The sequence below is a fragment of the Inquilinus limosus genome (genome assembly GCF_051487185.1).
GTDB lineage: Bacteria > Pseudomonadota > Alphaproteobacteria > DSM-16000 > Inquilinaceae > Inquilinus > Inquilinus limosus_F.
In genome coordinates, this window is sequence record NZ_JAHVDK010000013.1 from 1 (window position 1) to 26,503 (window position 26,503).

Genomic DNA, 26,503 nt, shown 5'->3' on the forward strand with positions numbered 1-26,503 from the left:
TTGGCGGCCGACCGAAGCGCGTCCGGGAACCCCGGCGGCATGGAGACGTGGGAGAAATCGGGCGCCTCCCAGAACTTGACCTCGGCGGCCGACACGTGGATCCGCAGGTCCGGGCGCAGCCGGTCCTTCACCCCGTCGACGAGCAGCCCACCGACATGGTCCATATGCATGTGGGTCAGCACCAAATCGGTCACGGAGGCGAGATCGATGCCGGCGGCCTCCAGCCGCTTGATCAACTGCCCGGCCCGCGGCAGGTGCAAGTCCGGGTCGAAGCCCAGCCCGGCGTCGACGAGTATGGTCTGATCGCCGCTCCGCACCACGACCACGTTCAGCGCCCAATCGAACGCGTCCGGCGGCAGGAACATGTCCTTCAGCCAGGCCGCCCGCGCGGCCGGGTCGACGTTGTGGGCCAACATCGCGGTCGGCAGCGGCAGGACGCCATCGCTGACCACGAGCACGTCGATCTCGCCGACCCGCAGCGCGTAGCGCGACGGAACCAACTCGTCGGGCCCCGGTCGACCGGGGTGTGAGATGCTGTCCGGGCTCATATTCGTCTCCTGCTGATCGTCCGTTTTCCGATGTGTTTCATTACCTCCGTGTGCAATGGAGACGTAATCACCCCGAGGTCTAGGTCGCGTACATCTCAGGGATATCAGGGATCGATGCGTCCGAGGCGCATGCAAGGCGAAGCACTGCGGAATTCCCGCGCCATCGCACCACGGCGTCGGCAATGGAACGTGGGGGAGAAACTACGGGTGGCTGCCCTGGGCTTGTCGGGCATCGCGCCTACGATCAACCCATGTAACCCTAATTCCCGTGTCTCAGTCCAGGGGTGCGGTCCACGGACGCTAGCAAGGGAATACGGTGACAGTGCACTTTTAGCGGACTTCCGCCGCGCTGGAGTGCCCCCTGTCTCACCACAGGGGGCACTCCACTCACTGAGCCCCGTTCCGCAAGGGCGGGAAGCGGTCCGTCTGCTTCGACCAACTCGACGAGATAGAAGTCGGTCAGAGGCTGTCTTAGGCCACCTCGTGGCTGTTCAACCGAATTACAGCAAGGCTAGGCTGCGGTATGGGAAGACGGGTCGCGAAGAGCTTTAGCCAATGGACGATAGGAAGAGTGCCCGGTCCGTCATACACGACGCGATCGCCGCGCAAGATTGGAGTCAGTGGATGCAGCCGCCGAGCAACTCCAGCGGGGCAATACCGACTGAATTAAGGAAGATTCTAGACACGCATGATGAAGCATCTTCGTGGCAATCGGTAATGCATACGGAATATGCATTCGGAAATTCGGAAGCGGGAACCTACTATCCTGCGATCATCCCGGCCATCCCTATACTGGCAATGATCGTGGAGAATGAGGAAGGATGGCCGCGATGGACAGCAATTGAGATACTTCATGATTGGCTATTTAGTTTTTATCCGGAACAAAAACATGGCTGGGTCATAGATACGAATCTGCCCGCAGATGATCTACAAAGACTGGTGCAGGCGGAGATACTAAACCTGCATTCGACTTTTGAGCGAATTGGGAAGCGCGACGATCTATCTAAAGGGCAGAGACGGTATATCGAAGATTTTCTGTCGGGTCTCGACGACGACAGATGAGAATCTGGTGTCGTGAGATTGTATCGAGTTCAGCCACCCAATGTGTCAAGAATGAGGCTCTCCCTCAGATGACCGCAAAGGTTCGATCCCTGCCGATCTCGGCGCGGTCACATCACCCCGCCCCCTCCTATCTTTCCGGGATCACCAGCGGCCCGCAATTGTCGTCGGCGACGAAGACGGCGAGGATCTGCGCCGGCTCGGTGGCGCTGGCGTTCTCGGCGAAGAGGTGCAGCGCGCCCGGCGGCTCGAACCAGGTGGTTCCGGGGCCGTAGACCTGGGCCGGGCTGCCGGCCAGCTGCGACCGCACCGCGCCCCGGATCACGAAGGCGGTGACCGAGCCGGGGTGCCGGTGCGCCGGGGTGTAGGCGCCGGGCGGGAAGTCGACCGTGGCGGTGGTGATCGACTTGCCCGGCACGTTCGGCAGCGCCTCGCAGGACAGCGGCTTGACCACCGTCGCCGGCCGGGCGCCCGGCGCCGCGCCCGTCCGAGCCTGACCCTCCGCCTGGGCGTGGACATGGGCCGGCATCGCCGGAACGGCGGCAGGGACATCGGCCGGACGGGTGCCCCACAGCGCTGCGAGCGCGACCACGGCCGCGCCGCCGGCCACCAGGAGCATCAGCCGCATCGGCTGCGGACCAGGATGCAAAGCGGACATGGCCTTCCTCCCTCGATGAAGCCCCAGAGCGGGATGTGTTCAGGCCAGATCAGGCCATGCGATCACATCGGGTCGGTGAGATGTCGCCTCTCCCGCTTGCGGGAGAGGTCGGAGACGCGAAGCGGCTCCGGGTGAGGGGATTTCGTCGAGGCCGGGACCAGCCCTCACCCGGCCGTCCTTCGGACGTCCGACCTCTCCCGCGTCCGGCGCGAGAGGCAACGCGAAAACGCCTGTCAGCCCCGCCCAATGCACTGACGTGACCCGACCTCAATTCACTCCGCCCTAGGCAGGAAGCCGGAACCCGGCGTCCCAGCCGAGCTCGCGCACCGCCTTCTCGACCAAAGCCGGGCCGCCCGGCTCGGCGACGTTGAAGATGCCGGGCCGGCCGCGGTCGACCGCCAGCAGCGCCGCCTGTGCCGCGGCGTCGACATGCACCGCGCCCGGCCCCGGCGGCGCATCGGCGCCGGTGCCCGGGCCGTAGAACTGGCCGTAGCGCAGCACGATGCCCTCGAGCGGCGGAGTGTGCAGCACCTGCGTCTCCAGCGCGATCACGCCGTCGATGCTGGTCCGCCGCGGGTTGTCGGCCGACCGGTCGAGCGGGTGGTCCTCGGCATAGGGCGGCGTGCCCGGCTGGTAGACCCAGGCGATGCTTTGCGCGATCAGCCGCCGTGCCCCGGCCTCCCGCGCCGCGGCGACCAGGTTGCGCGTGCCTTCGCTGCGGATGCGGGCGTTGCGCGGCGCGGCCTCGGCCATGCGCGCGGGGTCGAGGCCTGGCGGCAGGTCGGTCAGCTGATGGATCACCACCTCCGGCCGCGCCGAAGCGACGGCGCGGGACAGGGCCTCGGCGTCGAACACGTCGACCACCACCGGCTCGGCGCCGAGCCGGCGCAGCGCCTCGGCCTTGGCCGGATCGCGGGTGGTGCCGGAGACCTGGTGCTCGGTGTCGCGCAGCAGCGGCACCAGGCGGCGGCCGACGGCGCCGCTGGCGCCGGCGAGAAAGATCCTGAACGGCATCGAGTCCTCCTTGAATCGCCTCAGGCCAGCGGCAGGCCGAAGCGCAGCGCGGTCGCGACCAGGCCGCAGCGGTAGTAGAAGCGGTGGCCCAGCACATTGGTCAGCGGGGTGTCGAGCACCAGCCGGGCGCAGCCCAGCGCCCGCCCCTCCTGCGCCAGCCATTCCATCAACCGGGCGCCGTGGCCGAAGCTGCGCTCGGCCTCGTCGGTGACCAGGTCGTCTACGTAGAGATGCGGGCCGTAGACCAGGTTCTCCTGCACCCGGAAGCCGGCCAGCGCCACGGGCGAGCCGCCGCGCCACAGCGCCACCAGCCGGTACCCGGAATCGGCCTGGCGGCGCCAGCGCGCCGTGAGCTCCGCCGCCGACTCCAGATGCGGCCGCAGCTGCCGCATCAGCGGCCAGCAGGCGGCGACGGCGGCCTCGTCCTCGACAGGGCGGAGATCCGGGACGTCTGCGTCGGGGTCGGCCGACATGGCGATGGCCCTTTCCGGAGGTTCGGGATAATATCAGAGCACGAACAACATATAAGAGCTCTGATACTATGGTCAAGCGCGGCGACGGGCCGGCGATTCCGCGCCCGGGCGAGGGCAAGCGGGGCGAGGCCGGGTATTTCGGCTATCTGCTGCGGCAGGCCAGCGGCACCTACCGGCTGCGGGTCGAGCGCGCCCTGGCCGATCTGGAGGTGACGCCGCCGCAATTCACGATCATGACCATGATCGCGGCCTATCCCGGCCTGTCCGGCGCCGACCTGGCGCGCCTGACCCTGCTGACACCGCAGACGGTCAGCGTCATCGTCGCCAATCTGGAGCGCGCCGGGTCGGTGGTGCGGCGGCCGCATCCGGTGCATGGCCGCATCCTGACCCTGGAGATCACCGACAGCGGCCGGGCCCTGCTGGCCCGCTGCCGTGAGCGCGTGCTGGTACTGGAGCGGCAGCTTGCCGCCGGGCTGACGCCGGAGGAGGAGGCCGTGATCCGCCGCTGGCTGGCGGCGGTGGCGGCGGAGGGCGGGGAGGTGGAGGGTTAGAGCGCCAGCACGAAATATTAACCCGTCATGGCGAGCCCCGAAGGGGCGTGGCCATCCATATGTGGACGGCCCCCTGGATGGCCACGGCGCTCCGCGCCTCGCCATGACGGGGAAGGGACAGAAGAGTCGATCTCAGAGGCCGTTGATATCAGGCCGACTGCCGCGTCAGCCGGGCGCGGAGGTAGCCGACCGCCATCACCAGCAGCAGGATGCCGCCCCAGATGGCGAGGGTCAGGTGGGTGCTGAAGCCGAGCAGGTTGAAGCCGCTGGAGATGGCCTGAAGGATCACCAGCGCCAGCACCAGCCCGCCGACCTTGCCGAAGCCGCCGAACGGGTCGGTGCCGCCCAGCACCGCCGCCAGGATGGTGACCAGCAGGTAGCTTTCGCCGTAGCTGGCATTGGCCGAGTTGAACCGCGCCATCAGCACCAGGCCGGCGACGCCGCAGAGCAGGCCGGACAGGGTGTAGGTCCACAGCAGCATCCGCCGCGTGTCGACGCCGGAGAAGCGCGTCGCCTGCTCGTTCGAGCCTATCAGGTACAGGTTGACGCCGAAGGGCGTGCGGTTCAGCAGGACCGCGACCGGCAAGGCGCAGAGGGCGAAGACGAAGAGCGGCATCGGCACTGGCCCGACCATGCCGTTGCCGAGGAACAGGATGCCCTCCGGAAAGCCGCCGATGACGTTGCCGCGGGTGAAGCCGATGGCGAGGCCTTTGAACAGGATCATGGTGCCGAGCGTCGCCAGGATCGGCGACACGCCGACATAGGCGATGATCACGCCGTTGACCGCGCCGCACAGCGAGGCCAGCGCCAGCCCGGCCAGGACCGCCAGCAGGATGGTCCCGCCCCCGGCCTCGGCCCCGCCGCCCTGGACCATGATCCAGCCCATCAGCAGCGCCGAGAGGTTGGCGGTGGAGATCACCGACAGGTTCAGCCCGCCGCAGACCAGCGTGATCATCATCGCCAGCGCCAGCACGCCGAGCTCCGGCAGCTGGAAGGCGATCGACTGCAGGTTGGCGGCGGACAGGAAGCGTTCGCCCACCACCAGCGAGAACACCAGCACCACCGCGACCAGCAGCAGCGACAGCCCGGCCAGCACCGGGTCGAGGCGGAGCGGCGAGCGCGCGGAGACGGCGGGATCAGACGCCGTTGGATTAGAGGGGGCCACGGCTCTTCCTCCGGCTCTTCATACGGTCGCTGGAAGCGGTGATGCAGACGCTGACCAGGATCACGAGCCCGGTGCAGACCTGGGTCCAGTAGGAGGACACGCCGACCATGATCAGCCCGTTCTGCAGCACGGCCAGCAGCGCGATGCCCAGCACCGTGCCGAGCACCGTGCCGACGCCGCCGAGCAGGCTGGCCCCGCCCAGCACCACGGCGGCCAGCACGTCGAGCTCGCGACCCACCAGTACGTTCGGCGCCACCTGCTGCTGCAGCTGGGCATGGATGATGGCGGCGACGCCGGCCATGGCGCCGAGATAGCCGAACACGAACATGTGCAGCCGGCCCATGCCGAAGCCCAGGCGCTTGGCCGCCTCCGGATTGCCGCCCATGGCGTAGATCTGCCGGCCGATCGCGGTCTGGTTCAGCAGCGCCCAGGTCGCCAGCAGCGCCGCCACCAGCGCCAGCATCTGGATGGTGATGCGCAGGGTGCTGCCGTCCGGCAGCGGCAGCTGCACCAGCACGCCTTTGAAGAAGAAGGTCGGCAGGTTGAAGATCTGCTTGCCGCGCGAGAAGAACATCAACAGGCCGAAGAACAGGTTCATCGTCGCGATGGTGACGATGATCGACGACGCCCTGAACCGGTAGACGATGGCGGCGTTGAAGAGACCCAGCGCCAGCCCGACCGCCATGGCCACGGCGAAGACGATGGCCCAGTCCAGCACCGGCACGCCGGTCCCGGCCCGGCCGACGACGTTGAGCGCGAACAGCGCCGCCGCGTATTGCGCCACCATGGTGGTGGCGGCGAAGGAGATGTCGATGTTGCCGGAGATCAGCACCACCAGCAGCCCCGCCGCCAGCACGCCGGTGACGGCGTAGGAGTTGGCAAGGTTCGACAGGTTCCCCAGCGTCAGGAAGTTCGGCGTGGCGAGGCCGAGCCCGACCACCGCCGCGGCGATCACCACCACCAGGTAGAACTCGGTCCGCCGCAGCAGGCGGCCGAGCAGCGGCGGCCGCTCCGCCGGCGCCAAAGTTATGGTCTCAGCCATTCACTCTCTGCCTCAGCTCGGCCTCCGACGTCTGGTGCGGCCGGACTTCGCCGGTGATCCGCCCCTGCCGCATCACCAGGATGCGGTGGCAGTGGTACAGCACCTCCGGGATCTCGTCGGAGATCATGACCACGGCCATGCCCGCGGCCGCCAGGCGCTTCACCACCTCGTAGATCCCGTCCTTGTTGGCGATGTCGACGCCGACCGTCGGGCTGTCCAGGATCAGCAGCTTCGGCCTGGTCGCGATCCATTTCGCCAGCACCACGCGCTGCTGGTTGCCGCCGGACAGGGTGCGCACCGGGTTCTCCGGGTCCGACACCTTGATGTTGAGCGACCGGATGGCGCCCTGCACCTGGTCGTTCGCGGCCCGGCGCCGGATCAGCCCGAAGGCCGAGGTCAGCCGGTCGAGGATGGTGACGGTGGCGTTGCGCGCGATCGACTGCGGCAGGACGAGGCCGAGCGTCAGCCGGTCCTCCGACACATAGGCGATACCCTGGCGGATCGCCTGGCGCGGCGACCCGATCCGCACCGGCCGGCCCTCGACCCGGACCTCGCCGGCATCGGCCGGGTTCATGCCGAACAGCGACAGCGCCATCTCGGTGCGGCCGGAGCCGAGCAGCCCGGTGATGCCCAGGATCTCGCCGCGATGCACGGTGAAGCCGATATCTGCGAATTCGCCCGCCTTGCTGAGCCCCTTCACCTCCAGCACGGGCTCGGCCCGCGTGGCGCCGGGGTCGAGGACATCGTAGTGGAACTCCTTGCCGGTCATCAGGAAGGCCATGCGCCTGGCGTCCATCTCCGCCGCCGGCCAGGTGCCGACCTTGCGGCCGTCGCGCATCACCGTCACCCGGTCGGCGATCTCCATCACCTCGTCCAGCCGGTGGCTGACGAACAGGGTGGAGATGCCGTGCGCCTTCAGGTCCAGCACCAGCCGCAGCAGGGCGTCGACCTCGGTCCGGGTCAGGGACGCCGTCGGCTCGTCCATGATCACCAGCTTCGCGTCAGCGGCCAGCGCCCGGCAAATCGCGACCAGCTGGCGGCTGGCGATGTTGAGCGACCCGACCAGCGCCTCGGGGTCCAGCCGCACGCCGATCCGCGCCATCGCCGCCCGAGCCGAATCGCGGATCGCGGCCCAGCGCGCCGGGGTGAAGCTGCGGCCGACATGGTGGCCGATGCCGATGTTCTCGGCCACGGTCAGGTTCGGGAACAGCGACAGGTCCTGATAGATCACCTGGATGCCGCGGCGCACCGATTCGACCGGGGTCAGATGCCCGATCGCCTCGCCGCCGATGGCGATGCGGCCGCCCGGCTCCGGCGCCAGCACGCCGGCGATGATCTTGATCAGCGTGCTCTTGCCGCAGCCGTTCTCGCCGACCAGGCAATGCACCTCGCCGGCGGCGAGATCGAAATCGACCTCGCGCAGGGCATGCACGCCGCCGAAGCGCTTGCCGATGCCCTGGAGGTCGAGGAACAGATCCGTCATGCGGGGCGACCGACTTTCATCGAGAGGTGGCTCTTTGCGTCGCCTCTCCCGCCCGAGAGACCTTTCAAGAAACCCCACCGTCATTGCGAGGAGGCGAAGCCGACGAAGCAATCCAGGGGCCGGTGCGAGCGGCCCCGGATTGCTTCGCTGCGCTCGCAATGACGGTGCTGGGAATTCGGAAAAGGTCCTTCAAACGGGAGGGGCCACAGAAACCAGCGTCAGACCGGCCTCACAGCCCGGCGTCGATCAGCTTGTCCACCGTGTCCTTGTTGATGTGCAGGATCAGGTTGGCGCGGATGTTGTGCGTCGCCGGGTCGACCGCGACCTTGCCGACGCCCGGGATCTCCATGCCGTTGGTGATCTCCTTCTTGTCCAGCACCAGCTTGGCCACCGCCATCATGGCGTAGCCGGCGTCGATCGGGTTCCACAGGAAGCATTCCTGCACCACATCGTCGGCGATCAGCGCCCGGCCCGGGCTGGGCAGGCAGGTGCCGGTGACGAACACCTTGCCCTGCATGCCGCGCTCGCGCACCGCGTTGCCGGCGCCGATCGGGCCGTTCGAGCCGAAGCCGATGATGCCCTTCAGGTTCGGATAGGCGGTGATCGCGTCCATCGCCACGCGGTAGGCGCTGTCGACCTCGTCGGCGCCCGGGAAGCGGTCGGTGACCAGCTTCATCTTCGGGTACTTCGCCTTCTGATAGGCGATCGCCGCGTCGGCCCACTGGTTGTGCAGCGGCGTCGTCAGCGTGCCGACCAGGACGATGTATTCGCCTTCGCCGCCCATCGACTGGGCCAGCTTCTCCATCTGGACCTCGCCGAACTCCTTCGAGTCGATGAGCTCGATGTTCCAGGTCTTGGTCTTCTGCTCCGGCGCCTCATGGGTGATGATCGGGATGCCCGCGGCGGCGGCGCGCTGCAGCACCGGCTCCATCACGTTGATGTCGAGCGGGATCAGCCCGATGGCGTCGACCTTGCGGGCGATCAGGTCCTCGACCAGCTTCACCTGCTGCGCCGGGTCCACGGTGTTGGGGCCGACCATCGAGGCGTCGAGCCCGAACTCCTCACCGCCCTTCTGGATGCCCTGCTCCACGGCATTGAACCAGGGGATGCCGGCGATCTTCACCACCGTCACCACCTCCGGCTTGTCCTGGGCCGCCGCCGGGCCGGCCAGCAGCGCGGCAGCCAGCGGCAGGGCGTATTTCAAGAGCTTCCTGGTCACGTTGCGGCCTCCCATCGACCTGTTCTGATCTGATCCGGCGCTCGGCCGGCTTACATCCGACAAATGTTCGAGGTGAATTACATTTGAAGTCAAGGGGGCGGCGCCGCGACCGACGGATGCAGCTCCGGCCGGTAGCCGGCGGCGAGCACGGCGGCGCTGGGCAGCGGCATCAGGAGGCCGACCTGGGCGCCGGCCGGGCGCGGCCGGGCCTCTGCGTAGCCCGACGGGGTCCAGCGTCGCAGCCCGTCGCCCAGCACCAGCCAGGCACCGCCCGGATCGTCCGGCAGCGCGACCATCGCCCCGTCCGGCAGATCGGCGATCGGGTGCCGGACCATTCGCTGGCGGCGGGTGACGGGGTCGATCCGGGCGGCGTGCAGCACCCGGTCCATCGCCTCGGCCCGCGGCGGGTCGGCCAGGCCGTGGGCCCTCATCCAGGCGGCACGCCAGGCGTTGTAGGCCTCGCGCCGGCATTCGGCGCAGGGCCGGTGCCCGGCGGCGATCGCCACCGCCTCGTCCAGGAAGAACAGGTGGGTCCAACGGTCCGGCTGCATCACCGGCCGCCAGCGGCCTTTGAAGGCGAGCCGGCAGCAGATCCAGCGAGTCGTGGACCACGGCCGGCGGATGCGGCCCTCCGCGTCGTGGATCACGCCGCGATTGCCCAGCGCAGCGCCGCGGGCGGGGTCGGCGATGATCTCGCCGAAGGGCGTGACGCGGTTGCGATGGGTCATGCGGCATCATGGCATGGCCGCCATGCCCGGCCAGCGGATTGATACTGTACCGACCAGTCGGTATAGTAAACGCCATGAGCACGCCAGACACCAAGACCCGGATCCTGACCGCCGCCGAGCTTGTGGTGCTGGAGCGCGGCGTCTCCGCCCTCACTCTGGATGCGGTGGCCGAGGCCGCGGGCCTGAGCAAGGGCGGGCTGATCTATCACTTCGAGAGCAAGGAGGCGCTGATCCGCGCCATGATCGCCCGGATCGGCACCTGCATGCAGCAGCGGATGGACCGGGCCGGCGACGGCCGGCCGGGCGGCTGGACCCGCGCCTATCTCGACGCCGCCTTCCCGCCGCCCGGCACCCAGGACGACCGCGACGCGACGCGGGAGGCGGCGCTGATCGCCGCCCTCGGCAACGACCCCGCGCTGCTGGCCCCCTATGCCGCGCAGTACGCCGGCTGGGTCGAGCGGCAGAGGGCGGACGGAATCGACCCGGTTCTGGCCGCCATCGTCCGGCTGGCGGCGGACGGTCTGTGGCTGAACGAGGTGTTCGGCATCCGCGCCGTCGACCCGGCGGACCGGGCGGCGGTGCTGCAGCGCCTGCACGCGATGACGCGCGGCGCCTGACCCTTCAATCCGAGGAGTTTCCCGTCATGGCTTGGGTGGTCCTGATCATTGCCGGGGTGTTCGAGATCGGCTGGGCGATCGGCCTGAAATACACCGACGGCTTCACTCGCCTGTGGCCCAGCCTGTGGACCGCGGCGGCGATGGTGGTCAGCCTGGTGCTGCTGGGCGTGGCGCTGAAGAGCCTGCCGCTGGGCACCGCCTATGCGATCTGGACCGGCGTCGGCGCGGTCGGCACCGCGATTCTCGGCATCTATCTGTTCGGCGAATCCGCCGATTTCGCCCGCCTGGCCTGCATCGGCCTGATCGTCGCCGGCATCATCGGCCTCAAGCTCGTCACTCCGCATTAGTCGGATCTTGCCCATCCTTTCCGTCATTGCGAGCGAAGCGAAGCAATCCAGCGGCACCGGCCTCTGGATCGCCACGTCGCTTCGCTCCTCGCGATGACGGAGAGGGAATACCGGCCCTCCCACTTCCTGCCGCGAGTCCATCCCATGGCCTGGATCCTGCTGCTCGCCGCGATCGGCTTCGAGGTCGCGGGCACGGTCTGCATGAAGCTCTCCGACGGGTTCCGCAACCCGCTGCCCTCGGCGCTGATCTTCGTGTTCTACGCCGCCGCCTTCGGCCTCCTGACCCTGACCCTGCGGCGGATGGAGCTGAGCATCGCCTATGCCGTCTGGTCCGGCATCGGCACCGCGCTGACCGTGGTGATCGGCGTGCTGTGGTTCCAGGAGGCGCTGACCGTGCTGAAGCTGGCCTCGATCGTCCTGGTCATCGCCGGGATCGTGGGCTTGAACCTCGGCGGCGCCCACTGACGAAAGGCTGGACCTTTGGCCCGGCCTGGGCTCAACTGCGGCCGTTTCAGCCAAGCCCATAGCGCCCGAGGGTTGCCCGAATGCAGGAAATTTCCATCGCCGGCCGCAGGATCGGCCCCGACCACCCGCCCTATGTGATCTGCGAGCTGTCGGGCAACCACAATGGCGAGCTGGGCCGGGCACTGCGGATGATGGAGGCGGCGAAGGCCACCGGCGCCGACGCGGTGAAGCTGCAGACCTACACCGCCGACACCATCACCCTGGACCATGACGGCGACCAGTTCCGGATCAAGGGCGGGCTGTGGGACGGCCGGCGCCTCTACGACCTGTACCAGGAGGCCTCGACCCCCTGGGAGTGGCACGAGGAACTGTTCGCCAAGGGGCGCGAGCTCGGCATCACCGTCTTCTCCACCCCCTTCGACAAGACCGCGGTCGACCTGCTGGAGCGGCTGGACGCCCCGGCCTACAAGGTGGCGTCGTTCGAGGTGGTGGACCTGCCGCTGGTCGAATATATCGCCAGCAAGCGGAAGCCGATGATCATCTCCACCGGCCTCGCCAATCTCGGCGAGATCCAGGAGGTGATCGCCACCGCGCGCAAGGGCGGCGCCGACGGCCTGGTGGTGCTGCACTGCATCAGCGCCTATCCGGCGCCGATGGAGGACGCCAATCTGCGCACCATCCCGAACCTGGCCGAGACCTTCGGCGTGATCAGCGGCCTGTCCGACCACACCATGGGCACCACCGCCTCGGTCGCCGCGGTGGCGCTGGGCGGGTCGGTGATCGAGAAGCACTTCACCCTGGCCCGCGCCGATGGCGGCCCGGATTCGGCCTTCTCGCTGGAGCCGGCGGAGTTCACCCGGCTGGTCGAGGACTGCCGCGCGGCCTGGGCGGCGCTGGGCGGCATCCGCTACGACCTGAAGGGGTCGGAGGCCGGCAACATCGTCTATCGCCGCTCGCTCTACGTCACCCGCGACGTCAGGGCCGGGGAGGTGCTGACCGAGGCCAATGTGCGCTCGATCCGCCCCGGCTACGGCTTGGCGCCGAAGCACCTGCCGGAGGTGCTGGGCCGCCGCGCCGCCCGCGACCTCGCCCGCGGCGAACCGCTGGCCTGGTCGATGGTGGAGTAAGGTCGGACCTATTCATCCGCTCGGCGTTTGCGTAACACTGCCGCGGCATCCCCCGTGAAGGGGAGAGCCACAAGCAGGGCAGGAAGCGCATGTCCGTCGTCGCGGTGCTCGATGTCGGCAAGACCAATCTGAAGCTGCTGGCCGCGACGCCCGAGGGCGCGGTGCTGGAGGCGGTGCGCACCCGCAACCTGTCGCGGCCCGGCCCGCCCTATCTGCATGTCGACCTGGCGGCGATGGAGGCCTGGCTGCTCGGCGCGCTGGGCGACCTGGCCCGCCGCCACCGCCTGGCCGCCTTCGTCGCCACCGGCTACGGCACCAGCGGCGTGCTGGTCGACGACCACGGGCCGGCGCTGCCGATGATGGATTACGAGGCCGAGGCGCCGGGCTGGCTGCGCGAAGCCTATGCCGCCGAGGCGCCGGGCTTCGCCGAGACCGGCTGCCTGGTCGATCCCGGGGCGCTGCGGCTGGCCCAGCAGCTGCTGTGGCTGGAGCGCGACTTCCCGGAGGGCTTCGCCCGCGCCCGCTGGCTGCTGACGCTGCCGCAGTATTTCGCCTGGCGCCTGGGCGGCGCGCCGGCCAGCGAGATCACCACCCTGGCCGCCCAGACCCATCTGTGGAACCCGGCGGCGGGCGATTTCACCGGCATCGTCCGGCGCCGGGGCTGGGACCGGCTGATCCCGCGGCGCCGCAACGCCTGGGACGTGCTGGGCACGATCCGCCCCGACCTCACCGCCGCGCACGGGCTGCCGCCGGACCTCGCCCTGCTGTGCGGCGTGCATGACAGCAACGCCAACTACCACCGCTTCCTCGCCGCCGGCCTGGGCGACGTGCCGCTGCTGTCGACCGGCACCTGGATCATCGGCTTCCGGCCGGGGCTGCCGCTGGATCGCCTCGACCCGCGCCGCGGCATGGTCGCCAATGTCGATGTCGAGGGCCGGCCGATCGGTTGCACCCTGCATATGGGCGGCCGGGAATGGGAGCGGATCGCCGGCCCGGAGCGGGCCGAGGCGACGCCGGACGACCTCGCCGCGCTGGTCGCCGCCGGCACCATGGCGCTGCCCGGCTTCGCCGACGGCGACGGGCTGTTCCCCGGCCGGGCCGGGCGCGGCGAGATCACCGGCCCGGCGCCGGCGGGGCCGGCCAGCCGTGCCGCGCTGGCCACGCTCTACACCGCCCTGTGCTGCGCCACCGCCCTCGACCTCTTGGAGGCGCGCGGCCGGGTGATCGTCGACGGCGGCGTCGCCGCCAACCCGATCTTCGCGCCACTGCTGGCGGCGCTGCGGCCGGGCGACCGGGTCGAGACCTCGACGGAATCGGACGGCAGCGCCATCGGCGCGGCGCTGCTGTGGACCCGCAGCCGGGGCCTGGCCGCGGCCCGCGTGCCGCTCCAGGAAGCCGCGCCGCTGACCCTGCCCGGCCTCGCCGCCTATGCCGAGCGATGGCGGTCGCTGGCTGGCGCCTCGGGCGCCACGGAGCTATAGATCGGACGTATTTGCCGCCCACCAAACAATCCGAGGAAACCCCGATGTCCGCCCTCAACCATCTCACCCTGCGGCAAGGCATCATCGACACCTGCCGCGAGATGAACGCCAGCGGGCTGAACCAGGGCACCTCCGGCAATGTCTCGCACCGGATCGATGGCGGGCTGCTGATCACCCCGACCAGCCTGCCCTATGACCAGATGCAGCCCGAGGACGTCGTCGAGATGGGCTTCGACGCCCGCTACGAGGGCCGCCGCATGCCCTCGTCCGAGTGGCGCTTCCACCGCGACATCCTGAAGAACCGGCCGGACGTCAACGTCGTGCTGCACACGCATTCGGTCTATTCGACCACGCTGGCGGTGCATGAGAAGGGCATCCCCTGCTTCCACTACATGGTGGCCGTGGCCGGCGGCATCGACATCCGCTGCGCGCCCTATGCCTGCTTCGGCACGCAGGAGCTGTCCGACCACGCCCTGAAGGCCCTGGAGGGCCGCACCGCCTGCCTGCTGGGCCATCACGGGCTGATCGTGCTGGCGGAGAACTTCGCCCGGGCGATGTGGCGGGCGGTGGAGGTCGAGGTGCTGGCCAAGATGTATGTCCATGCGCTGGCGATCGGTGAGCCGCCGCGGCTGACCGAAGCGGAGATGGCGCAGGTGATCGAGCAGATGCGGCGCATGAGCTACGGCCAGGCGCCGGACCTGGACGGCGTCGGCGACACGCCGCGGCCGCGCAGCGCCGCCTGAGCGGCGCCGCTCCCGGTCGCCCGACCATGAGAGCCGCCCTCGCCGCGCTGTGCTTGGCCGCGGTCTGCCCGGCGCTCGCCGCCGCGGCCGAGGCGCCGTCGCTCGACGCCCAGGTGATCGCGGCGCAGACCGGCCCGCAGAGCGACGTCGCCCTGGTGCTGATGGTCACCGGCGACGGGCTGGACCCGAGCGCCCTGCCTTTCGATGCGGAAAGCTGCGACGGCGGCGGCTACGCCCGCACCGACGACCCGCAGGCGATCGGCTGCTACAAGTTCGCGGTCACCGAGAACGGCAAGCCCGTCAGCGAGCTGTCCTACGATCATCTCTTCACCCGCGGCACCACGGCGGCCCTGGTGCTGCGCTACCGCACGCCGGTCGAAAGCCCCTTCGCCCGCACGCTGCGGCTCGACATCTCCTTCAAGCTCGGGGACGCGGTGGTCCGCAGCCGCCATCCGGAGGCGGAGATCGCCATGGAGGGGATCCCCGGCGACGCCTTTGCCGACCCGGAAAACCCCTGGGCGCCGCTCTACGTTTTCCAGGACCGGCGGCTGAACGCGATCTATGACGGGCTGATGTCCAGCCCGAAGGTTGCCGAGGACGCCGAGCTGCGCCGGCTGATCGTCAAGGCCGAACGGGACTGGATCGCGTTCAAGGAGGCCGACTGCGTGCCGCTGCTGACAGCCTCGCCGGTGGATGCGGATCAGTGCCGGACGCTGCACACGGTCGTCCGGATCGACCAGCTGACGGAGCTGAAGCGCAGCCTGGCGGAGGCGAAGCCGTGAGGCGGGCCGGCGCGACGGCCGCCCTGCTGGCGGCGCTCCTCCTCCCCGCCCTGTCCGCGCGGGCGGAACAGGTGCTGACGCTGGAGGTCCTGTCGGCGCGGATGGCGCCGGGCGAGACCGACGTGCTGCTGCGCCTGATCGACGAGAGCGGCATCGACGTGCTGCGCCCCGAGGGGCAGTGCGACAGCAGCCTGCCCCGGATCGGCGAGACGTCGACCGCGTGCTACGCCGCGACCATCGTCGAGAACAGCGTGCCGGTCCCGCGCTATTCCTACCGGATCCTGGAGACCCGCGGCACGGAGAGCTTCCTGCTGCTGACCTACCCCTCGGCCGCGTCGGGCGAGCGGCGCGTCAGCCTGCGCCTCGACTACAACGGCTTCTTCAACCACGATCCGGAGGCGGTGCTGCTGCTGTCCGACCACGACAACGGCGCGCTGGACCCGAAGGACCCGTTCGAGACCCTGCACCGGATCTATGCCGGCAAGCTGAAGGCCTTCGCGGCCGGGCTGGCGGAGAACCCGCCGGTCGAGAGCGACGACGACGCCCCCGGCTGGCGCGACGCCTTCCTCAAGGTGCAGCGGAGATGGACGCAGTTCGCCGAGAGCGACTGCGTGGTGGCGGCGCGGCTGCTGGGCGAGCCGGCGCGCAGCCGCTGCCTGGCGGACCGCGCGATGGACCGGATCGACTGGCTCGAGGGCAGCTACGCGCCGCAGTGAGACCGGTGGCCCGAAACGTTGACCCGTCATGGCGAGCCCCGAAGGGGCGTGGCCATCCAGCGGCACCGGCCCCTGGATGGCCACGGCGCTCCGCGCCTCGCCATGACGGGGAAGGAATCGAAGAGTCGATCTCAAAGACCACTGGTATGAGCCGCATCGAACGCACTGGTTCCCGCCGCATTTCCGGAACATCCTCCGGCCTCGGACCCTTATCTCGGTTCCGCATTCGCGACCGCGAGACTGGAGGAAAGTCATGCGTTCCATCCGCCTGCCCGTGGCCGTCGCCGCCGCGCTTCTCCTGGGCGGCCCGGCGCTGGCCCAGGGCAACGACGTGCAGAACCTGCTGGACCAGGCCGGCCGCGCCCTCGGCCAGGCCGGAGAGACGTTGCGGCAGGGCTATCAGGACACCGCCAAGGCGATCGACCAGGCCATCGCCAACCCGCAGGACCCGACCTATGGCTCGCTGGCGACCCGGCTGATTCGGTCCGAGGTGCTCGATTCGCAGCAGCGCCCGATCGCCGAGATCGCCGATTTCGTGATCGCGCCGAACGGCCAGGTGCTGCTGGCGATCATCCGCATCGGCGGCACGCTGGGCATGGGCGGCCGGCTGGTCGCGGCCGATTACGCCCAGCTCGAGCCGGTGCTGGTGAAGGGCCATCAGGCCTTCATCTACCGCGGCGACCTCGGCGCCCTGCCCGACTACAAGGTCGCCAGCGGCGGCTGAGAGACCGGCCGGGTTGCCCACCCCGAAACGTGGGGAAGGACGTGGCAATTTAGCGATTCCATAAACGGAACTCGCCGCTTAGCTTACCCATCATCTTTCCGGACGCCGGCGACCGGTCTGGTTCTGGCGTGGACCATCGGTGCTTCCCGTCCCGGCCCCTGCCGGCGGCGGGGCGCCGACAGAACAGGCAAACCGCGCGGGCACGGAATGATGATGGACGTCCTGGTGATCCTGCTCCTGGTCCTGGCGGCGCTCGGGTGCCTCTATCTGGGCGCCGCGATCGTGCTGACCGGGCGGCTGGCCCGGCGGCCGGTGCCCGCGCCGGCCGCCTTCCCGCCGATCACCGTGGTCAAGCCGCTGCACGGGGTCGAGCCCGGCCTGTTCGAGAACCTGGCCTCCTTCTGCGTCCAGGACTATCCCGGCCCGGTGCAGATCCTGCTCGGCGTCGCCGACCCGCGCGACCCCGCGGTCGAGGTGGCCGAGCGGCTGCGCCGCGCCTTCCCGCGGGCGACGCTGGAGCTGGTGGCCGATCCGCGCCGGCACGGATCGAATCGGAAAGTATCGAACCTGATCAACATGGCGGAGCGGATCCGGCACGAGGTCGTGGTCTTCTCCGACAGCGACGTGCGGGTGCCGGCCGACCATCTGCGCCGCATGGTGGCGGAGCTGCAGGCCCCCGGCGTCGGCTGCGTCACCTGCCTCTATCATGCGATGCCGACCGGCGGCCTGTGGTCGCGGCTGCTCGGCCTCGGCATGGACACGCATTTCACCCCCAGCGTGATCGTCGGCCTCGGCCTGCGCCTGGCGCAGCCCTGCATCGGCACCACCATCGTGCTCGGCCGCGACATGCTGCAGCGGATCGGCGGCCTCGGGGCCTTCGCCGATCTGCTGGCGGAGGATTACGCGATCGGGGCCGCGGTGCGGGCCGCCGACCGCAGCGTCGCGGTCTCGACTCAGCTGATCGGCCATCTCTGCAGCGAGGCCTCGGCCCGGACGATGTGGGCGCATGAGCTGCGCTGGGCCCGCACCAACAAAAGCATCGAGCCGCTCGGCTATGCCGGGTCGGTGATCACCCATCCCCTGCCGCTGGCCTTGCTCGCCTGGGCGCTCGGCGGCGGCCTGCCGGCCCTGGCCCTGGCGGGGCTGGCGCTCCTCGGTCGGATCGCCCTGTGCATCCGCTTCGAACGCGCATACCATCTGCCGCCGCGGCCCTACTGGCTGATTCCGGCACGCGATGTCCTGTCCTTCGCCGTCTTCCTGGCGAGCTATCTTGGCCACGGGGTGCACTGGCGAGGGCATCTGTATCAACTCGTACCAGACGGCACCTTGGTGACGCATCGGAGGCCACCCTCCCCATGACGATGAAGACGTTGTTCCTGCAGGCGCCGTCCTATGACGGCTTCGACGGCGGCGCCGGGTCGCGCTATCAGGCCAGGCGCGAGATCAAGTCCTTCTGGTACCCGACCTGGCTGGCCCAGCCGGCGGCGCTGGTCGAGGGCTCGAAGCTGATCGATGCCCCGCCGCACCGCATCGGACAGGACGCCGTGGCGGCGCAGGCCAAGGACTACGACCTCGTCGTCCTGCACACCTCCACCCCCTCCTTCGCCTCCGACATCAAGATGATCGAGGCGATGAAGGCGGTGAACCCGCAGATCAAGGCCGGTCTGGTCGGCGCCAAGGTGGCGGTCGACCCCGAAGGCGGCCTCGCCGGGTCGCCGATGGTCGACTTCGTCGGCCGCAACGAGTTCGATTTCACCATCAAGGAGGTGGCCGACGGCCGGGATCTCTCGACGATCGACGGCCTGTCCTGGCGCAACGCCGAGGGTGTGGTGGTCCACAACCCGGAGCGCGCCGTCCTCGAGAACATGGACGCGCTGCCTTTCGTCAGCCCGGTCTATCACCGCGACCTGACGATCGAGAACTACTTCATCGGCTATCTGAAGCACCCCTATCTCTCGATCTACACCGGCCGCGGCTGCAAGTCGCGCTGCACCTTCTGCCTGTGGCCGCAGACCATCGGCGGGCACCGCTACCGCACCCGCAGCGTCGGCCATGTGATCGACGAGATCCGCTGGGCGAAGCAGACGATGCCGCAGATCCGCGAGTTCTTCTTCGACGACGACACCTTCACCGACGACGCGCCGCGGGCCGAGGCGATCGCGCGCGAGCTCGGCAAGCTCGGCGTCACCTGGTCGTGCAACGCCAAGGCCAATGTCCCGCGCGAGACCTTGAAGGTGATGCGCGACAACGGCCTGCGCCTGCTGCTGGTCGGCTACGAGACCGGCAACCAGCAGATCCTGTTCAACATCAAGAAGGGCATGCGGATCGAGGTCGCCAGGAAGTTCACCAAGGACTGCCACGAGCTCGGGATCCAGATCCACGGCACCTTCATCCTCGGCCTGCCGGGCGAGACCAAGGAGACGATCCAGGAGACCATCCGCTTCGCCACCGAGATCAACCCGCACACCATCCAGGTGTCGCTGGCCGCGCCCTATCCGGGCACCTATCTCTACAACCAGGCGGTGGAGAATGGCTGGCTCGACGCCGCCAATGCCGAGCTGGTGGACGAGAAGGGCGTGCAGATCGCGCCGCTGCACTACCCGCATCTGAGCCACGACGAGATCTTCCACTCGGTCGAGGATTTCTACCGGCGCTTCTATTTCCGGGCGCCGAAGATCGCCTCGATCGTCGGCGAGATGGTGCGCAGCCCCGAGATGATGAAGCGCCGGCTGCGCGAGGGCGTGGAGTTCTTCCGCTTCCTGCGCGAGAGGAAGGCGGCCTGAGCCTGGCCGCTTCCGCCTCGTTCCAGCCGCTTCCCGCCCGGGGGCCCGAGCCCGAACGCCTGATCGGCGTCGAGCTCGAGTTCATGGGCCCCAGCGCCCGGCGCGCGGCGCGGGCCCTGGCCGCGGGCGTCGGGGGCGAGGTGGTCGAGGAGGACGCCCATGCCCTCGCGGTGCGGGGCAGCGCCCTGGGCGACTTGGCGGTGGAGCTCGATCTGCGCTACGCGCATCCGCAGCGGCACGGCAAGACCCTGCCGGTCCGGATCGGGCCACGGGGCGCAGCAGGGCTGGGATGGCTGGTCTCCGGCGCGGTGCCGCGTGAGCTGATCGTGCCGCCGCTGCCGGTCGAACGGCTGGCCGAGGTCGACCGCGCCCTGGACGTGCTGCGCGCGGCCGGCGCCCGGGGGCGCGGTGCCACGCTGTTCGGGTCGCTGGGCCTGCATTTCAACATCGACGCGCCGGCCGCGGACCTGCGCCGGATCACGGCGATCATGGTGGCGTTCGGGCTGATGGAATCCCGGCTGCGCCGGGAGATCGCGGACGGGCGATGGCGCCTTGAGCGGCACCTGCCGCCACCCTACCCGCCGGCGTTCCTGCATCGGATCGCAGCGCCCGACTACCGGCCCGACCAGGCCGGGCTGATCGATGACTACCTGGCCGCCAACCCGACCCGCGACCGCGGCCTCGACCTGCTGCCGCTGCTGCTGAGCCTGGACCCGGCGCGGGTGCGGGCGAGGCTGCCCTATGAGAAGATCGCCGCCCGCCCGGTCTTCCACTACCGGCTGCCCCAGGCCCATCTCGGCGCCGTCGGCTGGAGCATCGCGCCGGACTGGAACCGCTGGGTGGCGGTCGAGAGGCTGGCGGCCGACGGCGAGCGCCTGGCCGCCGCGGCCCGCGCCTACCGCACCGAGGGCAGGGCCTGGCCTGCCGAAACCGGTTCCCTGCTGGACACCGCCTGACCCGGCTGACCGGTCGCCCGCCATGCATCGGCTGCTCGAACCGGGCCTCCCGGCCATTTCCACTTGGCTTCACCCTAAAGGATGCTGCGCCATACATTGTCTGCCGGCAGATGCGGGCGATATGCTCCTCATCGCGACAGCGCCTGTCCTCGGGAGCCGCTGGCCACCATGACTGGAACGGCGACGGGTCTTCCCTCCGCCCCGATGGAGGGCAAGGGAGCGTACAACCGCAGTTCCTGCGTCCAGGCAACCGGCTCCTCGCCGGCCGTTCCACTGTTCGTGCGGGCCGCCGGGCTGGCAGACCTGCCTGCCTTCCCGGAGACGATCGTCATCGCCGACTATGGCGCCTCGCAAGGGCGCAACTCCTTCGAGCCCATCGGCGCGGCGATCCGGACGCTGCGGCAGAGAGCCCCGCAGGATCAGCCCGTTTCCGTCGTGCACACCGACCTGCCGGGCAGCGACTACAGCGCGCTGTTCCAGGCGCTCGAAACCGACGAGCGGAGCTATCTTCGCATCGGGCCCGCCATTTTCGCTTCGGCGGTCGGGCGAACATTCTACGAGCAGGTTCTGCCATCGGCCAGCGTGACGCTGGGCTGGAGCTCCTGGGCCGTCCAGTGGTTGAGTCGCGCCCCGGATCCGATCCCGGACCAGGTGCAGGTCGCCTACAGCCGCGACCAGGAGGTGCGGGCCGCCTACGCCCGGCAGGCGGCGGAGGATTGGCGCGTATTCCTCGTCCATCGTGGTCGCGAGCTGCGGCCGGGCGGCCGGCTCGTCGTCCTGACGATGGCGCTGACCGATGGCGGCGATTTCGGCTACCGGCCGGTACTCGATGCCATGTATGCGGCGCTTCTCCAGCTGGTCGACGACGGCTTCATGAGCGCGGTCGAGCTGCACAGGATGGCCATCCCGACGGTCGCACGCAGCCTGGCCGATATCGAGGCGCCGTTCTCCGGCGACGGCCGTTTCGGCGGTCTCGTGATCGAGCACGCCGAGACCTTTCTCGGCGACGATCCGATCTGGAGCGACTATGAGCGCGACGGAGAGGCCGGGGCGTTCGGCGCACGCTGGGCCGCGTTTGCGCGAGCCTCCGTCCTGCCGACGCTCGCCCAGGGTCTGGATGGCGGCCAAGGTGACGCGCGCGCCGGAGCCTTTATCGATCGCGTCGAGGCAGGGGTAGCGGCCCGGCTGGCCGCCCGGCCGGAGAAGATGATCGTGCCGCTCGTTGCGGCCGTCTTCGCCAAAAGCCTCTAAGGGCCCGGAGCGCCCGCGCCCTAACCCCTCATCCCCGCGCGGCGGGCTTCGATCGCGTCCCACAAGGTGGCCTCGATCTTCACCCCGTCCAGCCGGTTGATCTCGTGGATGCCGGTCGGCGAGGTGACGTTGATCTCGGTCAGGTAGTCGCCGATCACGTCGATGCCGACGAAGATCTGGCCGGTGGCGCGCAGATCCGGGCCGATGCGGGCGCAGATCTCGCGCTCGCGCGCCGTCAGCGTCGTCTTCTGGGGCCGGCCGCCGACATGCAGGTTGGCCCGCGCCTCGCCCTCCGCCGGCATGCGGCTGACCGCGCCGACCGGCTCGCCCTCGATCAGGAGGATGCGCTTGTCGCCCTGCCGGACCTCCGGCAGGTAGCGCTGGACCACGATCGGCTCGCGGTACATCCGCTCATAAAGCTCGATCAGCGCGATCAGATTCTCGTCGTCCGGCCGGATGCGGAACACCCCGGCCCCGCCATTGCCGTAGAGCGGCTTGACGATGATGTCGCCGTGCTCGCGCCGGAAGGCGTTGATCTCGTCGCGGTCCGCGGTGACCAGGGTCGGCGGCATCAGCTCCGGATAGTGCGTGACCCGGAGCTTCTCCGGCGCGTTGCGCACCTCCGTCGGGTCGTTCACCACCAGCACCCGCTTGGCGACATGCTCCAAGAGATGAGTGGCGGTGATGTAGGCCATATCGAAGGGCGGATCCTGGCGCATCAGGATGATGTCGACCGCGCCGAGATCCAGCACCTCCCACTCCCCGAAGGTGAAGTGGTTGCCGCGCACCGCCTGCACCGTCAGCGGCCGCGCCTTGGCGGTCAGCCGGCCATTGCGCAGGGACAGGGCCCGCGGCAGGTAGTGCCACAGCCGGTGGCCGCGCGCCTGCGCCTCCAGCGCCATGGCGAAGGTCGAATCGGCGCCGATGTCGATCGTCTCGATCGGGTCCATCTGGATGGCGACGGCAAGGCTGCTCATGGTCGCTCTCAATTGAGGCTGCTGCGGAAGGATTGGAGCAGGATGGCGGCCTCGTGCCGCTGGATCTCCGGCTCGCCCGGGGCGGCGACGTAGCGGTCCAGCGCGTCGATCGCGGCACGCATGTTGCCGAGCCGGGCGTAGAGGATGCCGGCCTCGCGCAGGAGCGGCGCGTGATTCGGCGCGAAACGGCGCATCGCCTCGATCACCGCCAGCGCCTTGGCGAAGTCGCCGGCCCGGATGTGGCGGACCTTCAGGTTGTTCTGCAGCCGCAGCAATATGTCACGGTCCGACACCGGCTCGTAATGCTCGGGCACCAGCTCGGCCCCGGCGTCGAGCACGGCCTTCAGGAGGTCGCGCAGCTCGCCCGGGCCGCGGCTCATCCCGGCGTGGAACGGGTCGAGGATGGTGCGGGCGCCGCCGGCATCGAGCCGGACCAGGAAATGGCTCGGGAAGTTCAGCCCGACCATGGTCCAGCCCTGGGCCCGGGCGACATGCAGGTAGAGGATGCCGAGCGTCACCGGCAGGCCCTTCCGCCGGTCGATCACCCGCATCAGATTGGCGTTCTGCAGGTCGTCATAGCTGTCGACGTCGCCGGCATAGCCCCAGCGCCGCGCCAGCACCGCGGTCATGGCTTCGGCCGGCGGCAGCCGCTCCGCCTCGCGCGTCACATCGGCGACGAGCTGGTCGAGATGGCGGCGGTACCAGTCGAACCCGACGCCGCGCGGCCGGTCGAGCGCCGCCAGGGCCAGTGCCGCCTCGGCGAGATCGATGGCGTCATCCGGCTGAGCGCCGGCGCGGTCGAGTATCGACTGGATCGTCGGGTCCATGGTCCTGACTTAGCCCGATCCCGCCGGGGATTCCACTACCGATCGACCTGGCGATCGGGTGAAAGTTCTGAACCATCCCTCTTCTGTCATTGCCGGGCTTGACCCGGCAATCCAGAGGGCGTCGACAGTCTCTGGATGCCCGGGTCAAGCCCCGGGCATGACAGATTGTAGGGAGATGCCTTCACCCGATGGCCCTGCTACCGATCGACCTGCCAGGCATCGGCGATGTGGACCGGCCAGCGCCAGGGCCGCACCACCACCAGGTCGAAGCGCAGCACATGGCCCTGCGCATAGCGCGGCTGCTGCGCCAGGAACAGGGTCGCGGCCCGCTGCAGCCGCTCGCGCTGGCGTGGCTGCAGCGCCAGCATTCCGGCGGCCAGGTCGGGCCGCGCCTTGACCTCGACGAAGGCGACGGTGCGGCCGCGCAATGCCACGATGTCGATCTCGCCGAGCGGCGTCTTCAGCCGCCGTGCCAGGATGCGCCAGCCCTTGGCCCGCAGGAGCCACGCCGCCGCCCGCTCGGCCCTGAAGCCGAAGGCCTCGGCCCGGCGCCGGGCCTCGTCTTTCGCGGCGTTAGTCCTCATCGGCGGCGAGATCGAGCGCCAGGCGGTAGACTTCGCGCTTCGGCTCCCCGGTCGCGGCCGCCACCGCCTCGACCGCATCGCGCAGGCTCATGCTGGCCAGCGCTTTCCGGAGCTGCCCCGCCAGGTCCTCCTCGCTCGGCCGCGCCGCTTCGCCGGGCGGGCCGACGACGATGACGATCTCGCCCTTGGGCGGCCCGGCCTTGGCGTAATGCGCCGCGAGATCCGGCAGCGGGCCGCGCCGCACCTCCTCGAACAGCTTGGTCAGCTCGCGCGTCACCGCCGCCTCGCGGTCGCCCAGCACCGCCGCCAGGTCGGCCAGGCACTCCGGCAGCCGGTGCGGCGCCTCGAACAGGATCAGGGTGGTGGCGATCGGCGCCAGCTCGAGCAGGAAGCTGCGCCGCGCCGCCGATTTGGGCGGCGGGAACCCGGCGAACAGGAAGCGGTCGGACGGCAGGCCGGACAGCAGCAGCGCCGTCAGCGGCGCCGAGGCGCCGGGCAGGCAGGTGACCGCGAGCCCCTGGTCCCGTGCCGCCCGGGCCAGCTTGTAGCCGGGGTCGGAGATCAGCGGCATGCCGGCGTCGGAGACCAGGGCGATCGCCTGGCCCTCTGCGATCCGGCGCAGGATCTGCGGCCGCATCTCCGCAGCATTATGCTCGTGATAGGGGATCAGCTTGGTGCTGATGCCGTAAAGTGACATCAGCTTCCGGGTGGTGCGCGTGTCCTCGCAGGCGATCGCGTCGGCGCCGCGGAGCAAATCGAGCGCCCGGAGCGTTATGTCCCCGGCATTGCCGATGGGGACCGCCGTCAGATACAGGCCCGGCCCCGGTTTACTCGGAGATGTTGCGCCGGTAGGGTCGGCGGCAGAAGGCCGCCGCTGCCCGGCGCCGGAGGATTGTCGAGAGTGAGGGGGCGTCCGTGACAAGACTTGCGACAGTCAGTGAGGGGTCGATCGGCCGGGGTGGCGCGGGACTGCGGCGCCTCGTCCGGCTTGCGGGCGCCGCCGTGCTGGCCGCGGCGCTCGCCGCCTGCGCCCAGTTCCAGACCGTACCGAGGCCGACCCCGATCGCGCAAGCGCCGACGGCGGCCGCGCCGACCCGGCCGGATGACGGGGTGCTGCGGGTCGGGATGCTGCTGCCGCTCTCCGGCGGCAGCGCCAGCCTGGGCGAGGCGATGCAACGCGCCGCCCAGATGGCGGTGTTCGACACCGGCACCCAGGTCGAGCTGCTGCCGCGCGACACCGGGGACAGCCCGAACCAGGCCGGCCAGGCCGCTCAGGCGGTGATCGCCCAGGGCGCCGACATCATCCTGGGGCCGCTGTTCAGCAAGTCGGTCGGGCCGGTGGCGCAGCAGGCCCGCGCCGCCGGCATCAATGTCGTCGCCTTCAGCACCGACACCGCCCAGGCCGGCGGCAACGTGTTCCTGCTGAGCTTCCTGCCGCAGCAGGCGATCGACCGGATCGTCGGCTACGGCGTCAGCCAGGGCATGCGCCGCTACGCCCTGCTGGCGCCGCGCTCCGCCTATGGCCAGCTGGTGAGCCGTGCGCTCACCGAGGCCGTCACCAAATACGGCGCCGAGGCGCCGGTGGTCGAGCTGTACGACAGCAAGCTGTCCGACCCGACGCCGTTGCAGCAGCGACTGCAGTCGACGCCGGTGGACGCGGTGATCCTGGCCGATGTCGGCAACCGGCTGAGCGTGGTGGCACCGATGCTGGGCTATTCCGGCGTCACCGCCAAGCTGATGGGCACCGGCCAGTGGGACGATCCGCAGGTCAACCGCCAGCCCTATCTGGCCGGCGCCTGGTACGCCGCGCCCGACCCATCGCACCGCGCCGATTTCGAGAGCCGCTATGCCCAGCAGTTCGGCGGCCCGCCGCCGCGGCTGGCGTCGCTGGCCTATGACGCGGTGGCGCTGACCGCGGCGCTGGCCAGCCAGCCGGCCTCCGGCAGCAACCCGTTCAACACCGTGGCGCTGCAGGACCCGAACGGCTTCGTCGGCATCGACGGGATCTTCCGCTTCGGCCCGAACGGGCTGGTGCAGCGCGGGCTGGCGGTGCTGCAGGCGGAGCCGACCGGGCCGACGGTGGTCGAGGCCGCACCCGAAAGCTTCTCGGGCGCGGCATTCTGATCGTTTTGAACTTTTTGCGGGATTCTTCGGCGTCGCGTTTTAAGATAAGTACGATCATT

Annotated in this window: 29 protein-coding genes; 16 read left to right on the forward strand and 13 right to left on the reverse strand. The window is 69.7% G+C overall.

What is annotated here, in order from left to right:
* Nucleotides 1-548: MBL fold metallo-hydrolase (locus KXR53_RS16065; RefSeq protein WP_437376239.1), on the reverse strand; the 548-nt coding region annotated here is incomplete at its 3' end.
* Between the two features lie 624 nt (nt 549-1,172).
* Between KXR53_RS16065 and KXR53_RS16070 the strand changes: the two genes are divergently transcribed.
* On the forward strand, nt 1,173-1,610 hold the full coding sequence (locus KXR53_RS16070) for a hypothetical protein (protein ID WP_437376240.1): 438 nt from the start codon (nt 1,173-1,175) through the stop codon (nt 1,608-1,610).
* Nucleotides 1,611-1,737: 127 nt separating this feature from the next.
* On the opposite strand, the gene KXR53_RS16075 is transcribed toward KXR53_RS16070, so the two are convergent.
* The 3 genes from KXR53_RS16075 to KXR53_RS16085 all read right to left on the reverse strand — a co-directional run bounded on the left by KXR53_RS16075 (nt 1,738) and on the right by KXR53_RS16085 (nt 3,752).
* Entirely contained in the window at nt 1,738-2,265 is a 528-nt protein-coding gene (locus tag KXR53_RS16075) for a cupin domain-containing protein (protein WP_437376241.1), read from the reverse strand.
* Nucleotides 2,266-2,547: 282 nt separating this feature from the next.
* Entirely contained in the window at nt 2,548-3,279 is a 732-nt protein-coding gene (locus KXR53_RS16080; RefSeq protein ID WP_437376242.1) for an NAD-dependent epimerase/dehydratase family protein, read from the reverse strand.
* A gap of 20 nt (nt 3,280-3,299) precedes the next feature.
* Nucleotides 3,300-3,752 (reverse strand): GNAT family N-acetyltransferase, encoded by a 453-nt coding sequence (locus KXR53_RS16085; RefSeq protein WP_437376243.1) that lies wholly within the window; start codon nt 3,750-3,752, stop codon nt 3,300-3,302.
* 68 nt (nt 3,753-3,820) lie between these two features.
* Here KXR53_RS16085 and KXR53_RS16090 point away from each other — a divergent pair, with 68 nt between their 5' ends.
* Nucleotides 3,821-4,303 carry a MarR family winged helix-turn-helix transcriptional regulator gene (locus KXR53_RS16090; RefSeq protein ID WP_437376244.1) on the forward strand — a complete coding sequence of 161 codons (483 nt, stop codon included), beginning with the start codon at nt 3,821-3,823 and terminating at the stop codon, nt 4,301-4,303.
* A gap of 148 nt (nt 4,304-4,451) precedes the next feature.
* Here the strand turns inward: KXR53_RS16090 and KXR53_RS16095 are convergent, their stop codons facing one another.
* The 5 genes from KXR53_RS16095 to KXR53_RS16115 all read right to left on the reverse strand — a co-directional run bounded on the left by KXR53_RS16095 (nt 4,452) and on the right by KXR53_RS16115 (nt 9,940).
* Complete coding sequence (locus KXR53_RS16095) at nt 4,452-5,468, reverse strand: ABC transporter permease (RefSeq protein ID WP_437376245.1); 1,017 nt, start codon at nt 5,466-5,468, stop codon at nt 4,452-4,454.
* Complete coding sequence (locus KXR53_RS16100; protein ID WP_437376246.1) at nt 5,455-6,510, reverse strand: ABC transporter permease; 1,056 nt, start codon at nt 6,508-6,510, stop codon at nt 5,455-5,457. The genes KXR53_RS16095 and KXR53_RS16100 overlap by 14 nt, the downstream gene beginning before the upstream one ends.
* Nucleotides 6,503-7,993, reverse strand: coding sequence for a sugar ABC transporter ATP-binding protein (locus tag KXR53_RS16105; protein ID WP_437376247.1), 1,491 nt, complete (start codon nt 7,991-7,993; stop codon nt 6,503-6,505). Before KXR53_RS16105 ends, KXR53_RS16100 begins: the two co-directional genes overlap by 8 nt.
* A gap of 229 nt (nt 7,994-8,222) precedes the next feature.
* Complete coding sequence (locus KXR53_RS16110) at nt 8,223-9,212, reverse strand: substrate-binding domain-containing protein (protein WP_437376248.1); 990 nt, start codon at nt 9,210-9,212, stop codon at nt 8,223-8,225.
* A gap of 89 nt (nt 9,213-9,301) precedes the next feature.
* Nucleotides 9,302-9,940, reverse strand: a complete 639-nt coding sequence (locus tag KXR53_RS16115) for a hypothetical protein (protein ID WP_437376249.1) — start codon at nt 9,938-9,940, stop codon at nt 9,302-9,304.
* Nucleotides 9,941-10,014: 74 nt separating this feature from the next.
* Here KXR53_RS16115 and KXR53_RS16120 point away from each other — a divergent pair, with 74 nt between their 5' ends.
* The 13 genes from KXR53_RS16120 (at nt 10,015) to KXR53_RS16180 (ending at nt 21,932) form a co-directional block, all read left to right on the forward strand.
* On the forward strand, nt 10,015-10,557 hold the full coding sequence (locus tag KXR53_RS16120; protein ID WP_437376250.1) for a TetR/AcrR family transcriptional regulator: 543 nt from the start codon (nt 10,015-10,017) through the stop codon (nt 10,555-10,557).
* A 26-nt stretch (nt 10,558-10,583) separates the two neighbouring features.
* The gene (gene sugE / locus KXR53_RS16125) at nt 10,584-10,904 is read left to right on the forward strand and encodes a quaternary ammonium compound efflux SMR transporter SugE (RefSeq protein WP_437376251.1); all 321 of its coding nucleotides are present in this window, start codon (nt 10,584-10,586) and stop codon (nt 10,902-10,904) included.
* A gap of 144 nt (nt 10,905-11,048) precedes the next feature.
* On the forward strand, nt 11,049-11,369 hold the full coding sequence (locus KXR53_RS16130) for a DMT family transporter (RefSeq protein WP_437376252.1): 321 nt from the start codon (nt 11,049-11,051) through the stop codon (nt 11,367-11,369).
* Between the two features lie 80 nt (nt 11,370-11,449).
* Nucleotides 11,450-12,496, forward strand: a complete 1,047-nt coding sequence (gene pseI, locus KXR53_RS16135) for a pseudaminic acid synthase (protein WP_437376253.1) — start codon at nt 11,450-11,452, stop codon at nt 12,494-12,496.
* An 89-nt stretch (nt 12,497-12,585) separates the two neighbouring features.
* Complete coding sequence (locus tag KXR53_RS16140; RefSeq protein WP_437376254.1) at nt 12,586-13,977, forward strand: FGGY-family carbohydrate kinase; 1,392 nt, start codon at nt 12,586-12,588, stop codon at nt 13,975-13,977.
* Between the two features lie 44 nt (nt 13,978-14,021).
* Complete coding sequence (locus KXR53_RS16145; RefSeq protein WP_437376255.1) at nt 14,022-14,720, forward strand: class II aldolase/adducin family protein; 699 nt, start codon at nt 14,022-14,024, stop codon at nt 14,718-14,720.
* Nucleotides 14,721-14,746: 26 nt separating this feature from the next.
* A complete protein-coding gene (locus KXR53_RS16150) occupies nt 14,747-15,502 on the forward strand; it encodes a lysozyme inhibitor LprI family protein (protein WP_437376256.1) in 756 nt (251 codons plus the stop codon).
* Nucleotides 15,499-16,218 carry a lysozyme inhibitor LprI family protein gene (locus KXR53_RS16155; protein ID WP_437376257.1) on the forward strand — a complete coding sequence of 240 codons (720 nt, stop codon included), beginning with the start codon at nt 15,499-15,501 and terminating at the stop codon, nt 16,216-16,218. Before KXR53_RS16150 ends, KXR53_RS16155 begins: the two co-directional genes overlap by 4 nt.
* A gap of 253 nt (nt 16,219-16,471) precedes the next feature.
* Entirely contained in the window at nt 16,472-16,942 is a 471-nt protein-coding gene (locus KXR53_RS16160) for a hypothetical protein (RefSeq protein WP_437376258.1), read from the forward strand.
* Between the two features lie 207 nt (nt 16,943-17,149).
* The gene (gene hpnI, locus KXR53_RS16165; RefSeq protein ID WP_437376259.1) at nt 17,150-18,301 is read left to right on the forward strand and encodes a bacteriohopanetetrol glucosamine biosynthesis glycosyltransferase HpnI; all 1,152 of its coding nucleotides are present in this window, start codon (nt 17,150-17,152) and stop codon (nt 18,299-18,301) included.
* Nucleotides 18,298-19,725: a hopanoid biosynthesis associated radical SAM protein HpnJ gene (gene hpnJ, locus KXR53_RS16170; protein ID WP_437376260.1), complete on the forward strand. Its 1,428-nt coding sequence runs from the start codon at nt 18,298-18,300 to the stop codon at nt 19,723-19,725. The genes hpnI and hpnJ overlap by 4 nt, the downstream gene beginning before the upstream one ends.
* Before the next feature lie 62 nt (nt 19,726-19,787).
* Nucleotides 19,788-20,681 carry an amidoligase family protein gene (locus KXR53_RS16175; RefSeq protein WP_437376427.1) on the forward strand — a complete coding sequence of 298 codons (894 nt, stop codon included), beginning with the start codon at nt 19,788-19,790 and terminating at the stop codon, nt 20,679-20,681.
* Nucleotides 20,682-20,849: 168 nt separating this feature from the next.
* Entirely contained in the window at nt 20,850-21,932 is a 1,083-nt protein-coding gene (locus KXR53_RS16180) for a hypothetical protein (RefSeq protein WP_437376261.1), read from the forward strand.
* 20 nt (nt 21,933-21,952) lie between these two features.
* On the opposite strand, the gene gshB is transcribed toward KXR53_RS16180, so the two are convergent.
* The 4 genes from gshB to rsmI all read right to left on the reverse strand — a co-directional run bounded on the left by gshB (nt 21,953) and on the right by rsmI (nt 25,242).
* Nucleotides 21,953-22,909 carry a glutathione synthase gene (gene gshB, locus KXR53_RS16185; RefSeq protein ID WP_437376262.1) on the reverse strand — a complete coding sequence of 319 codons (957 nt, stop codon included), beginning with the start codon at nt 22,907-22,909 and terminating at the stop codon, nt 21,953-21,955.
* 8 nt (nt 22,910-22,917) lie between these two features.
* Nucleotides 22,918-23,736, reverse strand: a complete 819-nt coding sequence (locus KXR53_RS16190; protein ID WP_437376263.1) for a SirB1 family protein — start codon at nt 23,734-23,736, stop codon at nt 22,918-22,920.
* 197 nt (nt 23,737-23,933) lie between these two features.
* Nucleotides 23,934-24,320 carry a YraN family protein gene (locus KXR53_RS16195; protein ID WP_437376264.1) on the reverse strand — a complete coding sequence of 129 codons (387 nt, stop codon included), beginning with the start codon at nt 24,318-24,320 and terminating at the stop codon, nt 23,934-23,936.
* Entirely contained in the window at nt 24,310-25,242 is a 933-nt protein-coding gene (gene rsmI, locus KXR53_RS16200; protein ID WP_437376265.1) for a 16S rRNA (cytidine(1402)-2'-O)-methyltransferase, read from the reverse strand. Before rsmI ends, KXR53_RS16195 begins: the two co-directional genes overlap by 11 nt.
* Between rsmI and KXR53_RS16205 the strand changes: the two genes are divergently transcribed.
* The gene (locus KXR53_RS16205; protein WP_437376266.1) at nt 25,236-26,444 is read left to right on the forward strand and encodes a penicillin-binding protein activator; all 1,209 of its coding nucleotides are present in this window, start codon (nt 25,236-25,238) and stop codon (nt 26,442-26,444) included. The two genes, rsmI and KXR53_RS16205, sit on opposite strands and share 7 nt — an antisense overlap.
* Nucleotides 26,445-26,503: the final 59 nt, after the last annotated feature.